The organism is Aeromonas sp. 55A, assembly GCF_051919665.1.
GTDB lineage: Bacteria > Pseudomonadota > Gammaproteobacteria > Enterobacterales > Aeromonadaceae > Aeromonas > Aeromonas veronii.
Genome location: NZ_JBQBEH010000008.1, coordinates 2,188,324 through 2,201,769, shown reverse-complemented (window position 1 = coordinate 2,201,769; position 13,446 = coordinate 2,188,324). Strand labels below are relative to the sequence as shown.

The window sequence follows — 13,446 nt, the reverse complement described above, 5'->3', positions numbered from 1 at the left end:
ATAAAAAACCCGCGCAAGAGCGCGGGTTTTTTCTGCAAAAGCGAATCGCTATTACAGGGCAACAACCTGGATCTGTACGGTTGCTTTAACGTCAGCGTGCAGCTGAACAGCAACTTCGTAGTCACCGGTGTTACGCAGAACGTTGCCCATGCGGACTTCGCTCTTGGCAACGGCTACGCCGGCAGCAGTGATGGCTTCAGCAACGTCACGGGTACCGATGGAACCGAACAACTTGCCTTCGTCGCCAGACTTGGAAGCGATAACCACGGTAGCCAGTTCGGCCAGCTTGGCAGCGCGCTCTTCAGCAGCAGCTTTGTTGGCAGCCAGTTTGGCTTCCAGCTCAGCGCGACGAGCACCGAAAGCTTCGATGTTGGCCTTGGTAGCCATAACAGCTTTGCCTTGCGGGATCAGGTAGTTACGGGCATAACCAGATTTCACGGAAACTTGGTCACCCAGACCGCCCAGTTTGGCGATTTTGTCGAGCAGGATAACTTGCATTACCTTTCCTCTATAAATTTCGTTGAGTTAGGCTTAAGTGCCGGGCCGATTCTTACTTGTTGTGCAGATCGGTGTACGGCAGCAGAGCCAGGTAACGAGCACGCTTGATGGCGCGTGCCAGCTGACGCTGATACTTGGCGCGGGTACCGGTGATACGGCTCGGTACGATCTTGCCAGATTCAGTGATGTAGTTTTTCAGAGTAACGATATCTTTGTAGTCGATCTCGGTAACGTTCTCGGCGGTGAAGCGGCAGAACTTACGACGACGGAAATAACGTGCCATGGCCTTTATCCTCTAGTCAGTGATCCAGAATTACTCTTCGGAAGCAGCTTCAGTAGCTTCTTCGCGGCGCTCGTCGTCACGACGGGTGAAGCGCTCTTCTTTGGCCTTGGCCATCGGAGAAACTTCAGTCACGGCGTGCTTGGTGCGCATGATCATGTTGCGGATAACGGCATCGTTGAAGCGGAAGTTGGTTTCCAGCTCATCGATAACGGCTTGCTCTGCTTCTACGTTCATCAGAACGTAGTGGGCTTTGTGCAGTTTGTCGATCGGGTAAGCCAGCTGACGACGGCCCCAATCTTCCAGGCGATGAATGGTACCACCGGAGGTGGTGATGGCGCCGGTGTAACGCTCGATCATGCCGGGAACTTGCTCGCTCTGGTCCGGATGAACCATGAAGACGATTTCGTAATGACGCATTTTAGCTCCTTACGGATTAATTCAGCCTCCGCCCAGGTGCAGCCAGACCTCGGAGGCAAGGAACATAAAGGTGTTTAGTCGCTGCTTTTCTAGGGCGGCGTATTGTACGAAATCACATCCCTCACTGCAACTGACTGCCTTAAATGTTTTTCCCGATGGAAATCATCAGAAACAACAATTGATAATGATTATCACTTAGATCTATTCTCTCTCCATATCCTTATGGAGGGTGATGCCATGCAACCCGCACTGACGACTACGATTCCAGCCCGCAAATTCAAACTGACCCTGCTCGGGCCTGCCTTTATCGCCGCCATCGGCTATATCGACCCGGGCAACTTCGCCACCAATATTCAGGCGGGCTCTACCTTTGGCTACCAACTGCTCTGGGTGGTGGTATGGGCCAATCTGATGGCCATGCTGGTGCAGACCCTCTCGGCCAAACTTGGTATCGTCACCGGCAAGAATCTGGCGGAGCACATCCGCGACCGACTGCCAAAACCGGTGGTCTGGGCCTACTGGGTACAGGCAGAGATCATCGCCATGGCCACCGATCTCGCCGAATTTATCGGCGCCGCAGTCGGCTTCAAGCTGCTGCTTGGCGTGACCTTGCTTGAAGGAGCCTGTATCACCGCCGTGGTGACCTGGGGGATCCTGATGTTGCAATCCCGTGGCCAGAAACCGCTGGAGTTCGTAGTCGGTGGCCTGCTGCTGTTTGTCGCGGCGGCCTACATCGTTGAGCTGATCTTCTCCCGCCCCCATCTGCCCAGCCTGCTGGAGGGCGCCCTCTTCCCCGGTTTGCCCAACAGCGATGCCGTCTATCTGGCCGCCGGTGTGCTCGGTGCCACCGTGATGCCCCACGTTATCTATCTGCACTCGGCGCTGACCCAGCACACACAGGAGCAGGGGTCGGTCAGCCAGCGGTTGCACACTACCCGGGTCGATGTAGCCATTGCCATGACCATCGCCGGCTTCGTCAATCTGGCGATGATGGCGATGGCGGCTGCAGCGTTCCACAGCTCGGGCCACCAGCAGGTGGCCGAGCTGGAATCCGCCTACCAGACCCTCACTCCACTGCTGGGTCAGGCTGCCGCCACACTGTTTGGCCTCTCGCTGGTCGCCTCCGGTATCAGCTCTACCGTGGTGGGCACCCTGGCCGGGCAAGTGGTGATGCAGGGCTTTGTCCGCTTTACCATCCCGCTCTGGCTGCGTCGCGCCATCACCATGGCTCCCGCCTTCGTGGTAATCGCCATGGGGCTCAACACCACCGAAATTCTGGTGTTGAGTCAGGTGATCCTGAGCTTTGGGATCGCGCTGGCCCTGATCCCGCTGTTGATGCTGACCGGCGATCGGGCTCTGATGGGGCAACATCGTAACCACCCCGTCACACAAGCCATCGGCCGCCTTATCGTTGCGCTGGTGATTGGCCTCAACGCCTATCTGCTGGTTGCCATGATCTAGCGAACTGTAAAACCGAGATAGAGAGGCTCATTAACTCTGGTTAATGAGCCTCTTCGCACTTTGGCGTATGCTGCCGCTTTCTCTTCTCATTTATCGTTGCGGGAGCCTTGCCATGGAACACACCCGAGCCAGCTTCGTGCTGGGCCATCATCAGGAGCAAGCCAGCGTGGTCTGCTGCCAGCGTGGCGACACCACACTGCTGGTCACCGACCTCACCCCCTTTCATCCCCAGAGCCACCTCTGGCCCGATCAGCCGGGGGATGTGGGCCATGTTCGCTGGGAAGGGGGCGAAGCCGCCATTGGCCCTTGCCGGATGGGGGCCATCAGCCCGGATGGCGAGCTGTTTGTCGATACTGCCATTCCGGTAAAACGGGGGGCTGAAGGGTGGCGTTTCGTGGTGGTCCATCCGCTGACCGGTGACCATGAGCTAGCCGTTGGCAGCCAGGTCGAATTACAAGTAGATAGCGCTGCCCGCCACGCCCTGAGTCTGGGCCATAGCGGCTGCCATCTGGCGGCGCTGGCGCTCAATCGAGTACTCAAACCCTACTGGCGCAAGGAGGTAAGCGAGCGTGATGCACTGGGCCAGACCGACTTCGACCGTCTGGCTATTCAAAGCTCTCGGGTCGAGCCTAACGGATCACGGGAGCAGTACCGCATCGGCAAGAGCCTGCGCAAGAAAGGGGTCAACAGCGAGGCGCTGCTGGCAGATTTGGCGGTGATTGAAGATAAGGTCAACCAGCAACTGGCCGACTGGATCGCAGCCGGAGGCGAGATCCGCCGTAGCCGCGCTGGCGAGGCGATCATCGATTCCCGTTACTGGCACTGCATGCTGGAAGGCCAGGAGGTGACCATTCCCTGTGGTGGCACTCATGTTGCCTCGCTCGCCGAGTTGGGGGAGGTCAAGGTAGAGCTCACACAAGTGGAAGAGGGCTTTGCCATGCTGACACGGGTCACGCCAACCGGCGCCTGAGTCGCAGACTTGACCACTCAGGGCTAACGCCCAAATTGGCAATAGAGACGTATCGCAAAGAGGGGGCATCATCATGCCCCTCAACGCCCGTCATGACGGGCCGATGCTTCTCTTTTAACCACTCCCTGATTAGAATGCGCCTCCCACAGGAGGCATATCCCCATGAGTAGTACTCAACTTCGCACCCCCCCTGATCGACTTCGTTATCTGGTTCTCTACGAAGGCATCGGGCTGGCACTGGTCGCACCGCTGATCAGCCAGCTGTTCGGTCAGGGCGTCGCCGAGGTCGGTTCGCTGGCCATCTTCTTCTCCATCGTCGCCACCGCCTGGACCTACGGCTGGAACCTGTTGTTCGACAAGGGGTTGCTCAAACTGTGCGGGCGTACCAACAAGCGACCACTGGACCGCTTCCTGCACGCGTTTGGCTATGAGGCGAGCTTTATGATGCTCTCCCTCCCCTGCGTCATGTTCTGACTCGATTTGGGAGTGTGGGACGCCCTGATGCTGGATCTCGGTTTCGTCGCCTTCTACCTCGTCTACATCATGGTCTTTACCTGGGCCTATGAGCGGATCTGGCCGCTGCCATCCAACCCGCAGACGGCATAAGGCCTCAGCCGCAATAAGGCTGACAGAAGGAAAAGTCAGGAAGGACCAATAGGAAGGATGTGAGAATCCCATAAAAACAATGCCAGTCAGCAAGCTGACTGGCATTGGACAAAACAGACTTTCGGACTTACTTGACGGCGTCTTTCAGAGCCTTGCCAGCCACGAATGAAGGCACGTTGGCAGCAGCAATCTGGATCTCTTTACCAGTTTGCGGGTTACGACCGGTGCGGCCTGCGCGGTGGGTGACCTTGAAGGTGCCAAAACCGACCAGTTGCACAGCATCGCCTTCTTTCAAGCTCTGGGTAATACCATTGATAATCTCTTCCAGAGCGACTTTGGCCTGAGCTTTGCTCAGATCTGCTTTGGCGGCAATCGCATCGACAAGTTGAGCTTTGTTCATAACATTTCCTTTATGATCGGGCATTTAGCGCTGGGTCACTCTATGCAAAAAAAAACGCACAGGCAAAGCCTTTATCGAGCCGAACGCGTCAAACGCTGGGGTTTTCATCAAGATCTGCGGAAATAGTCACATTCCACACGCGAAAAACCGTGAGCAGGCCTGAAACCTGCTAGCACGCAGACACAATCCGCTGACTATTTCTTCGCCACTTAACATTATCCCCCCATGGCTATTGACGCTTGCCCAGATTTTCCCTAGTTATAGGTTGTGTCACTGCTCAAACGGCTCGGAATACCGAACAATCGGCCAGCCTTTGCCCCACGGAGGGATAGGGATTATGTTGACGAAACTGGAACAGACCAAGCAGGCGCTGGCAGGCAAGCATAAGGCTATCGACGACTGGCTGGATGCAAGGCAAGCGTTGCTGGTTGGATACATGCATCTGGCAGGCCTCACTCCGGCGCGGACCAAGCAACGCTGCCTGCCCAAAACAGAAGAGCTGCATCAGTTTTGCGACCGCTTGGTCGACTATGTCAGTGCAGGCCATTTCGAGATCTACCACCACGTCGTCACCGCCTTCGAGCAAGCCAGCGGCGAAACACTGGAGCTGGCCAAGCGCATCTATCCCCATATTCGTAACAGCACTGAATTCGCCCTCGAGTTCAACGACAAATACAGTGATGCCGACGAGGCCCAATTGCTGCTACTGGATGATGATCTCAACGAGTTGGGCCCAGTTCTGGAAGAGCGGTTCAAACAGGAAGACCGCCTGGTCAAGGCGCTTCATGTGGTGGAATCCTTGAGTACCCAGCAAGCCTGAATGCCATTTTCGGAGCAAGTTCAAGATACTGGCAACCAAGGTGGATTACACTCAGAGCAATGACCCTAGCGTCCACACTTATTGCATACAGGAGATGAGCATGTCTGAGCGCCGCCGTTTTGCACGGATCCTCTACTTGACCATGGCAGAACTCACCCAGGGGGAACAGAAGTGGCAGACCCAGCTTGTCGACGTCTCCTTGCAGGGAGCCCTGCTGATCCGCCCCGACGACTGGGAGAGCCGTGACAACAAGGAGTACCAGCTCAGCTTTATCCTGAGCGGTAGCGATATCGAGATCAAAATGCAGGTCGAGCTGACCCACGAAGCCAGCAAGAAGCTGGGTTTCTACTGCCACCACATCGATATCGACAGTGCTACCCATCTCAAGCGGATGATCGAGCTTAACGTCGGCGACGAAGAGCTGCTCCACCGCGAGCTGGAACAACTGCTGAGCGAACATCTGGAACATAGCCAGCCCTGATGGCAGGTTCCAGCCCATAAAAAAGAGCGCCGAGGCGCTCTTTTTTATGGGCTGTTGTATCGATTGCAATGCTGAGGGATTACAGCGCCTCGAGTGCCTCAGACAGCTTCTTGACCGGCACCACTTCCATCCCTTCGATGGGATGCTTGGGGGCATTGGCGTGCGGCACGATGGCACGGCGGAAACCGTGCTTGGCCGCCTCCTGCAACCGCTCCTGGCCGGACGGCACAGGGCGAATTTCACCGGAAAGGCCCACTTCGCCGAACACCACCAGATCCTTGGGCAGCGCCTGGTCCCGGAAGCTGGAGACCATCGCCAGCAGCAGCGCCAGATCCGCACTGGTCTCCTCGACCTTGACCCCGCCAACCACGTTGATGAAGACATCCTGATCCGCCATCTGCAACCCGCCGTGACGGTGCAGCACCGCCAGCAACATGGCGAGCCGGTTGTGATCCATCCCCACCGCCACCCTGCGCGGGTTGGAGAGCTGGGAGTAGTCCACCAGCGCCTGCAACTCCACCAGCAGCGGCCGGGTGCCCTCCCAGATCACCATGACGATGGAACCGGGCGCCTGCTCCTGCCCTCGGCTGAGGAAGATGGCGGAGGGGTTGCTCACCTCGCGCATCCCCTGCTCGGTCATGGCAAAAACCCCCAGCTCGTTGACCGCGCCGAAGCGGTTTTTGTGGGAGCGCAGAGTCCGAAAACGGGAGTCATGGCCACCATCAAGCAGCACAGAGCAGTCGATGCAGTGTTCCAGCACCTTGGGGCCCGCCAGACTGCCATCCTTGGTCACATGACCCACCATGAAGATGGCCACATGATTCTGCTTGGCATAGCGGGTCAGCAGCGCCGCCGCTTCGCGCACCTGTGAGACAGAACCGGGGGACGATTGCACATCCGCCACATGCATCACCTGAATGGAGTCAATCACCATGATCTGCGGCTGCTCCTGCTGGGCAATCAGGCAGATCTGCTCGACGCTGGTCTCGGAGAGCATTCGCAGCTTGTCGGTGGGCAGCCCAAGGCGGTTGGCCCGCATCGCGACTTGCTGGAGCGATTCCTCGCCGGTGACATAGAGTGTTTTCATCCGCTCTGCGAGACCACACATGGTCTGCAGCAACAGGGTCGACTTGCCCGCCCCCGGGTTGCCGCCGATCAGAATGGCCGAGCCGGGCACCACACCGCCACCAAGCACCCGATCCAGCTCCTTGAAACCTGAGGTAAAACGGGGAATTTCGGTAGTGGCGATCTCTGCCAGTGTCTGTACCTGACTGCCGACCGCGCCGGCATAACCGGTGTAACGGGCACTCTTGCCAGCGGGGCTCACCGAGCCGAGGCGCACCTCGGTGATGGTATTCCACTCCTTGCACTCGCTGCATTGACCTTGCCAGCGTGTGAAGTCGGCACCACATTCGGAACAAACATAAGCAGTTTTATTTTTGGCCATTGATAACTCGGGGACAGGATGAATTCCTGCTTGATATACTTGTTTGCGACCGACAGATCAAACCCAGAATCGGAAAAGTGACTTTCCGTGGCAGGAACAAATGGATTCAGAACACCAGCAACATCTGATTGAACAACTCGTCCCCTTGCTGCGGGAGAAAGATTTCGAGGAGATCTTCAACCGCATGACTCAGGAGGAAAACAGCAACAGCCGTTTTCTGATCAAGATGGAGCTCAAGCGCAAGTGCTCCCCCTGCCGCAGGGTCATCGACATGCGCGATGAGCTGGAGGATGAGTGCCTGGTGCATGAGTTTGACGGCATCACTCACTTCATGCCCGCCGATGCGATAGCCCTGTTCCAGTCCCAGTGCTATCTCTACCGCGATATTTATACCCTCGGCGCCTACGAGGCGCTGCAACAGTGGCAAAAACAGCACCACAACGCCCGCGTGGATGGTCAGCTGTCGCCGCCGGCCAGCCCCTTCCGGCAATATGATGTCAACACCATCGCCTTTGCCAGCTACTACGGCCGCCGTCAGGAGCGGATGCACTTCAGCTCGCCGGTGCTGATCAAGTTTCAGGACGGAGAGAAGCTGTTCGCCAAGAGTTCCGATCTCTCGCTGGGTGGCATGCGGGTCTCGGTTCCCTATCTGCCGAACTATCACACCGGCGCCCAGGTGGAGGTCTTCTTTACCGGACTGGAGCGGGACACCCCCAATCCGGTGCTGCATCAGCCGGTCGGCTATCAGATCCTCGGCGAAGAGAGCAAAGAGGGGAAATACTGGCTGCGACTGGTGCGCTCCGGCGAACAGCCCGCCTTTGATGCCTTCCTCAGCGACTTTATCGATGCCAACAAGATCCGCTATCGGGTCAGCGTCGACTATCTGCTCTCCGCCGCCATCATCAAGGGGTATGAGCAGTTCTATCTGCCACGGATGACCGGTATGCCGCTCTTCTTCGGCACTGGCGACAGCCCCAATCTCGAGATAGCCCTGCGTACGGAAAACAACCAGCACCTGCTGGAGTATTGGCGCGATGAGAAAAACCGCGATGCCCTCGCGGGGCTTTTCAGCGCAGAGCGGATGAAACGGCTCTGCCCGGCCCCCGGCACCACCACCGAGACCATCATCTACTGCTTTACCCACACGGTGCGCAGCCACATCTACTTCTTCTCCGCCACCGCCGAGGAGCTGCGTCAGAGTGGCCTCACCGCCCTCTTCTTCCAGGTGGGCTCACGCCGCCCCAGCTGGCGAGTCTACAAGTTCACGCTGGAAGCGTGCGATCTGGTCGAGGCGGATGTGGGACAACTGCAGGGGCAGGACAACCCGCAGTTGCAAGACATCCTGCTGCTCGAGCGGCTCAAACAGATCGGCTATTGCGGCCTGCTGCAGGAGATCGGCCTGGAGTCCCAGCGGGAAGAGTTCCATCAGGAAGGGGTCAGCAACAACGCCAACGAGCTGCAACGCTTTGGCCACGAGCAGGGGGTTGCCCCGTTCGAGATCGAGACCCTGCACTATGTTCAGCTGCGCAAGGAGTCGCGCTACATCCACAAGACCGCGGTCGCCATCCATCACAACGGCAAATCCTGGATCGGCTGGACCCGCGACATCTCGACTCACGGCCTGCAAATCGAGCTGGAAGATGCCTTTATCGGCGAGAAAAACGATGTGGTGACCATCGCCCTGCCCCGCCTGCAGGAGCTCTCCAAGAGCATGGACTTGCAGCGCCTCTCCTACCGGCTGGTCAGCCTTAACATGACCCGCACCGTGCTGCACCTCTGCATCGAAGGGGATTCGGATCGCCATACCGGCCGCCAATTCTTCAGCCTGCTGATCGAGAGCAACCAGAACAAGCTCAAGGCGGCGCAGGAGCAGCGCCGCTATCGTGGGCTGGCGCGGGCACTGCGCAACATCTACACCCACCACCTGTTCAACTCGCCGGTCTATGTCAACAAGCTGAAAGGCGCGCCCAAACCGGCCTCCATCGGCAAATCCCTGCAACCACGCAGTCTGCAGCGGCTGCTGCAAGCCTGTGCCGAGCTGCCGGAGCAGGAGAACCTCTACCCGCTGTTTCAGGGGGAGCTGCTCAAGGAGCTGCTGATGAACCCGCTACGTGCCATCGAGCGGGAGGACAAACCGAGGGAAGACGAGGTCTATATCGCCAGCATCCAGACCAAGGCCGGCCTGCCCATCTTCAGCAGCCGACTGGCCAGCAGCTTTGCCAATGTCAAAGAGAAGCGTCAGTTCATCGAGCTGGCGCAGCAACAGGGGGAGTTCTACTCGGTGCTGGTCGGTATCTCCCGTACCGGACGGCCCGACACCAACTTCATCGCCAACGAGCTGGACTACATCGCCAAGTTCGCCATCCACAAGGCACGCAAGCTGGAAGAGGAGCTGTGGAGCGTGGTGGGGGTGGGCGAACTGACCGATACCACCCAGGCCACTCTGTTCCGCTTTGGCATCACGCCACCGCTGAACTGATGATCCGGAAACAGACAGAAATGAAACAGGGCGCTCGAGGCGCCCTGTTTTTTGTCATGCCGCCTGCGGGTTGAGCAGCCAGTCGAGGATCTGGGGAAAGTGATCCTCCTGGGCCTGCGGGGCGGTCAGCATATTGATGTGGTCATAATCGAGGCGGTTGCCGTTGTCCCGCCCCAATCGGGTGTGACGTGTGGCCGAACCCATCTCGTCGCTGAAGCGGCGCACATCGATCGGGTGACCCAGCACCTTGTCCGCTTTGGCCGAAATCATCCAGAGCGGTGGCCAGTTGACCCGTGCCGCCGCCTCGTCATAGGCAAAACCGTCGTGAGGATCCTGCCAGGGGCCGCACTTGACCCAGGGGATGGTCTCCTGCAGATAGCGCAGCGGCTCGTCGTCAGCACCGATCTTCAGAGTACGAGCCGCCAGAAAACCACGGCGGCGAGCCAGCCAGGGGGCCAGCCGATTCCAGATCAGATCCACCTTCAGCCAGCGCTCGGGATTGTGCACCGACACACCGCGCTTGGTGCCAAAAAACAGCAGGCTGGCCACCTGATCCGCCAGCTCGGGGAATCGCACCAGGGTCGAGGCCATGATGACGCCGCCCCAGGAGTGGGCCACCCAATGCACCTTGAAGCCATGATGGCGCTCGGCAATCCAGCGCTGCAGGGCGGGCAGATCCTCGGTGATCAGCTCATGCTGACCGTGCTCTGCCTGCTCGGCGATGGCAGGAGTGCTGAGCCCCCGCCCCCGCAAATCAGCCACATAGACCTGATAGCCGTTACGGGCCAGAAAGCAGGCCAGCCCCTTGCCCGATTCGGTATAGAAGATCCGCCCGTTCTCGATGGCGCCATGCACCATCAGGATCGGCTCTCCATGCACGGCGACCCGGGGTTTGATATGGCGAACATGCAATTGATGGCCACCACAGGGGATAAACAGAGACTGCTGCAACAATTCCATTTTTATTGGTTTCCTCCTTGAAACACTGTCAGCGCTTGTCCCAACGCTGCTCGCTGCAGGCCCGTGCCGCCAGCAAGCAGATCACCCCCTCCAAATCGTGATGGTTGAGGGTGGCCGCCGCCTGCGCCCGCACCAGCGGCTTGGCGTGAATGGCGATGCCAAGACCCGCGACCCCCATCATCTTGAGATCGTTGGCACCATCGCCGATGGCCACGGTCTGGGCGGCAGCAATGCCGTACTCCTGAGCAAGCTGCTGCAACACCTCAGCCTTGACGCTGGCATCGACGATACGCCCGCTCACCTTGCCGGTCAGCTGGCCCCCCTCCACCACCAGTTCGTTGGCGAAGATAGCATCGAGCCCCAGATCGCGCTGCAACTGGCCAGCAAAACGGGTAAAACCGCCGGAGGCGATGGCCACCTTCCAACCCGCCCCTTTGAGGGTATCGACCATCAGCTGCAATCCAGGCATCCAGGGCATCCATGCCGCCACCTCGTCGAGAATGGAGACCGGCGCCCCTGCCAACAGGGCAACCCGATTGCGCAGGCTGTCGGAAAACTCCAGCTTGCCCTGCATGGCTGCGGCCGTCACTGCCGCCACCTGCTCGCCGGCCCCGGCAAGCCGGGCAATCTCGTCGATGCACTCGATGCGGATCGCGGTGGAGTCCATGTCCATCACCAGCAGGCCGGGCTCGCTCAGGGTCGGTAGCGCGGACAGATGGCAGAGATCGATCTCCCACTCACCACTCTTGAGCTCGGCCACCAGCTCGGAAGAGAAGCGATCGCAGCCAAGCAGCAGCAGTGACACGCCCGCTACCTCGGTGGGAGGGTAGAGGGTGGCCATCACTCCCTGCCCTGCCAGCAATGGCGACAGATGCGCCAGATGGGAGGCGCCCAGCCCCCTGCCAAACAGTACCAGCCAGCCGCCCGCCTGCGGGGTCTCTGTTGGGTGCAACGCATCGGCGTTGAGCTGCCAATAAGGTGAGCCGGACAACAACGCAGGCCAATCGGATAACAGAGGGGGGAGCCGAGACAACAACATAAGGGATACGCCTTCCTTGGTGATCAGGGGGTTAACAATGCTGGCCCAGAGTAGCGTATTGCTTTTTGTACAGGCAAGCGCCAAGATCCCGCCACTCCTTGTTACCATGAGGTCTCGCGCTTGCAGCGTCATCTTCCCATCAAACGTGTTCTCAGCCTGGGTGCCGGTATCCTGCTCGGATGCTGGGTGCTCGGTGTGCTTATCCATATGCAAGGTGAAAGCCAGGCCTCGCTGCACAGCGAAGCGCGCAACCGGGCGCAGGCGCTGGTCGCCTATGCCGCCCGCGACATGAAGCGCTGGATCAAGGAGGAGAAGAGCAGCGAGCTGGAGCGGCTGGCGCGGGATCTGGCGGCGGAGCCGGAGATCCTCGATGCCACCCTCTACGACGGACGCGGCATTCCCCTCGCCCAGTCTGAGCAGGCGGTGCCGCTGGAGAGCCTGCTGCCCATCGGCAGCGATAACAAGTCACTGCCGGAGCAGGGCAAGGGGCGGATCCAGTTCGTGCAGGAGATCCGGGATGGCGAGCAGACCATCGGCTTCCTGCGCATCACCCTGGAAGAACAGCAGATGCTGGCAGACAAGGACACCCGGCTCAAGGTGGTGCAGGAGAAACAGCGGCTCATGCTGCTGGTCGCCCTGCTGGCCGGGGTGCTCATCTCCTACGGCGTGCGCCGCAACTACATGCGGGTGCGCAAGCACAAGAAAAAGAGTACGCCCCCCTCGCCACCTCCGGAAAATTGATGGCGCAACCAATGAGCAGATACAAAAACGGCGGCCAGAAGGCCGCCGTTTCTTATTCGCAAGGGAATTACTTGTCGCCCAGCAGGACGGAATCCAGTGCGATTTCGATCATGTCGTTGAAGGTCAGCTGACGCTCTTCAGAGGTGGTCTGCTCACCGGTACGGATATGGTCGGAGACGGTGCAGATGGTCAGCGCCTTGGCACCGTACTCTGCGGCCACGCCGTAGATACCGGCGGCTTCCATCTCGACACCCAGGATGCCGTACTTTTCCATGACGTCGAACATGGAGGGGTCCGGAGTGTAGAACAGGTCGGCGGAGAAGATGTTACCGACGCGCACGGCAACGCCCTTGTTCTTGGCGGCCTGCACGGCATTGGCAACCAGGTCGAAGTCGGCGATGGCAGCGAAGTCGTGATCTTTGAAGCGCAGACGGTTTACTTTGGAATCGGTGCAGGCACCCATACCGATCACCACGTCACGCAGTTTCACGTCTTCACGCACGGCGCCACAGGAGCCCACGCGGATCAGGGTCTTCACACCGTAATCGGTGATCAGCTCTTTTGCGTAGATGGAGCAGGACGGGATACCCATGCCGTGACCCATGACGGAGATACGACGGCCCTTGTAGGTACCGGTGAAACCGAACATGTTGCGCACGTCGCAGATCTGCTCGACGTTCTCCAGGAAAGTTTCAGCGATGTACTTGGCGCGCAGGGGGTCGCCCGGCATCAGCACGGTATCAGCAAAGGCGCCATCTTTCGCATTGATATGAGGAGTTGCCATTCTCTTGATTCCTTCACACTAGGTTGAGTTTTATTGTTTTATAAATTGCCCGCCGCCGAA

The 13,446-nt window shown here is 58.9% G+C and carries 16 protein-coding genes; 8 read left to right on the top strand and 8 right to left on the bottom strand.

What is annotated here, in order from left to right:
* Positions 1-51 precede the first annotated feature (51 nt).
* Genes rplI through rpsF form a run of 3 tightly spaced genes read right to left on the bottom strand, consistent with a single transcriptional unit; the run spans position 52 to position 1,198 of the window.
* Positions 52-498, bottom strand: a complete 447-nt coding sequence (gene rplI / locus ACTG2G_RS14275; RefSeq protein WP_005340490.1) for a 50S ribosomal protein L9 — start codon at positions 496-498, stop codon at positions 52-54.
* Between the two features lie 52 nt (positions 499-550).
* Positions 551-781: a 30S ribosomal protein S18 gene (gene rpsR / locus ACTG2G_RS14270; protein WP_005308890.1), complete on the bottom strand. Its 231-nt coding sequence runs from the start codon at positions 779-781 to the stop codon at positions 551-553.
* 30 nt (positions 782-811) lie between these two features.
* A complete protein-coding gene (gene rpsF, locus ACTG2G_RS14265; protein WP_005308887.1) occupies positions 812-1,198 on the bottom strand; it encodes a 30S ribosomal protein S6 in 387 nt (128 codons plus the stop codon).
* A 237-nt stretch (positions 1,199-1,435) separates the two neighbouring features.
* Here rpsF and ACTG2G_RS14260 point away from each other — a divergent pair, with 237 nt between their 5' ends.
* From ACTG2G_RS14260 to ACTG2G_RS14245, 4 genes are all read left to right on the top strand, one after another.
* Positions 1,436-2,659, top strand: coding sequence for an Nramp family divalent metal transporter (locus ACTG2G_RS14260; protein ID WP_421386706.1), 1,224 nt, complete (start codon positions 1,436-1,438; stop codon positions 2,657-2,659).
* A gap of 112 nt (positions 2,660-2,771) precedes the next feature.
* The gene (locus ACTG2G_RS14255; protein WP_429204205.1) at positions 2,772-3,629 is read left to right on the top strand and encodes a hypothetical protein; all 858 of its coding nucleotides are present in this window, start codon (positions 2,772-2,774) and stop codon (positions 3,627-3,629) included.
* Positions 3,630-3,791: 162 nt separating this feature from the next.
* Positions 3,792-4,103: a chlorhexidine efflux transporter gene (locus ACTG2G_RS14250; RefSeq protein ID WP_429204207.1), complete on the top strand. Its 312-nt coding sequence runs from the start codon at positions 3,792-3,794 to the stop codon at positions 4,101-4,103.
* A 12-nt stretch (positions 4,104-4,115) separates the two neighbouring features.
* The gene (locus tag ACTG2G_RS14245) at positions 4,116-4,235 is read left to right on the top strand and encodes a chlorhexidine efflux transporter (protein WP_346197263.1); all 120 of its coding nucleotides are present in this window, start codon (positions 4,116-4,118) and stop codon (positions 4,233-4,235) included.
* A 127-nt stretch (positions 4,236-4,362) separates the two neighbouring features.
* Here the strand turns inward: ACTG2G_RS14245 and hupA are convergent, their stop codons facing one another.
* A complete protein-coding gene (hupA, locus tag ACTG2G_RS14240) occupies positions 4,363-4,635 on the bottom strand; it encodes a nucleoid-associated protein HU-alpha (RefSeq protein WP_005340484.1) in 273 nt (90 codons plus the stop codon).
* Positions 4,636-4,972: 337 nt separating this feature from the next.
* On the opposite strand from hupA, the gene rsd reads away from it, so the two are divergent.
* Both rsd and ACTG2G_RS14230 read left to right on the top strand, forming a co-directional pair.
* A complete protein-coding gene (rsd, locus tag ACTG2G_RS14235) occupies positions 4,973-5,455 on the top strand; it encodes a sigma D regulator (protein WP_429204210.1) in 483 nt (160 codons plus the stop codon).
* Positions 5,456-5,555: 100 nt separating this feature from the next.
* A complete protein-coding gene (locus ACTG2G_RS14230; protein WP_005340482.1) occupies positions 5,556-5,936 on the top strand; it encodes a PilZ domain-containing protein in 381 nt (126 codons plus the stop codon).
* 79 nt (positions 5,937-6,015) lie between these two features.
* Here the strand turns inward: ACTG2G_RS14230 and radA are convergent, their stop codons facing one another.
* Positions 6,016-7,383, bottom strand: a complete 1,368-nt coding sequence (radA, locus tag ACTG2G_RS14225; RefSeq protein WP_005340481.1) for a DNA repair protein RadA — start codon at positions 7,381-7,383, stop codon at positions 6,016-6,018.
* A 100-nt stretch (positions 7,384-7,483) separates the two neighbouring features.
* Between radA and ACTG2G_RS14220 the strand changes: the two genes are divergently transcribed.
* On the top strand, positions 7,484-9,862 hold the full coding sequence (locus ACTG2G_RS14220) for a PilZ domain-containing protein (protein ID WP_439985556.1): 2,379 nt from the start codon (positions 7,484-7,486) through the stop codon (positions 9,860-9,862).
* Between the two features lie 54 nt (positions 9,863-9,916).
* Here the strand turns inward: ACTG2G_RS14220 and ACTG2G_RS14215 are convergent, their stop codons facing one another.
* The gene (locus ACTG2G_RS14215; RefSeq protein WP_439985555.1) at positions 9,917-10,822 is read right to left on the bottom strand and encodes an alpha/beta hydrolase family protein; all 906 of its coding nucleotides are present in this window, start codon (positions 10,820-10,822) and stop codon (positions 9,917-9,919) included.
* A gap of 28 nt (positions 10,823-10,850) precedes the next feature.
* Positions 10,851-11,861: a phosphoserine phosphatase SerB gene (gene serB, locus ACTG2G_RS14210; protein ID WP_439985554.1), complete on the bottom strand. Its 1,011-nt coding sequence runs from the start codon at positions 11,859-11,861 to the stop codon at positions 10,851-10,853.
* 120 nt (positions 11,862-11,981) lie between these two features.
* Here serB and ACTG2G_RS14205 point away from each other — a divergent pair, with 120 nt between their 5' ends.
* Positions 11,982-12,602 carry an AhpA/YtjB family protein gene (locus tag ACTG2G_RS14205; RefSeq protein ID WP_005340472.1) on the top strand — a complete coding sequence of 207 codons (621 nt, stop codon included), beginning with the start codon at positions 11,982-11,984 and terminating at the stop codon, positions 12,600-12,602.
* Positions 12,603-12,669: 67 nt separating this feature from the next.
* Here ACTG2G_RS14205 and deoD read toward each other — a convergent pair whose 3' ends face one another.
* Positions 12,670-13,386: a purine-nucleoside phosphorylase gene (gene deoD / locus ACTG2G_RS14200; RefSeq protein WP_005340471.1), complete on the bottom strand. Its 717-nt coding sequence runs from the start codon at positions 13,384-13,386 to the stop codon at positions 12,670-12,672.
* Between the last annotated feature and the right edge of the window lie 60 nt (positions 13,387-13,446).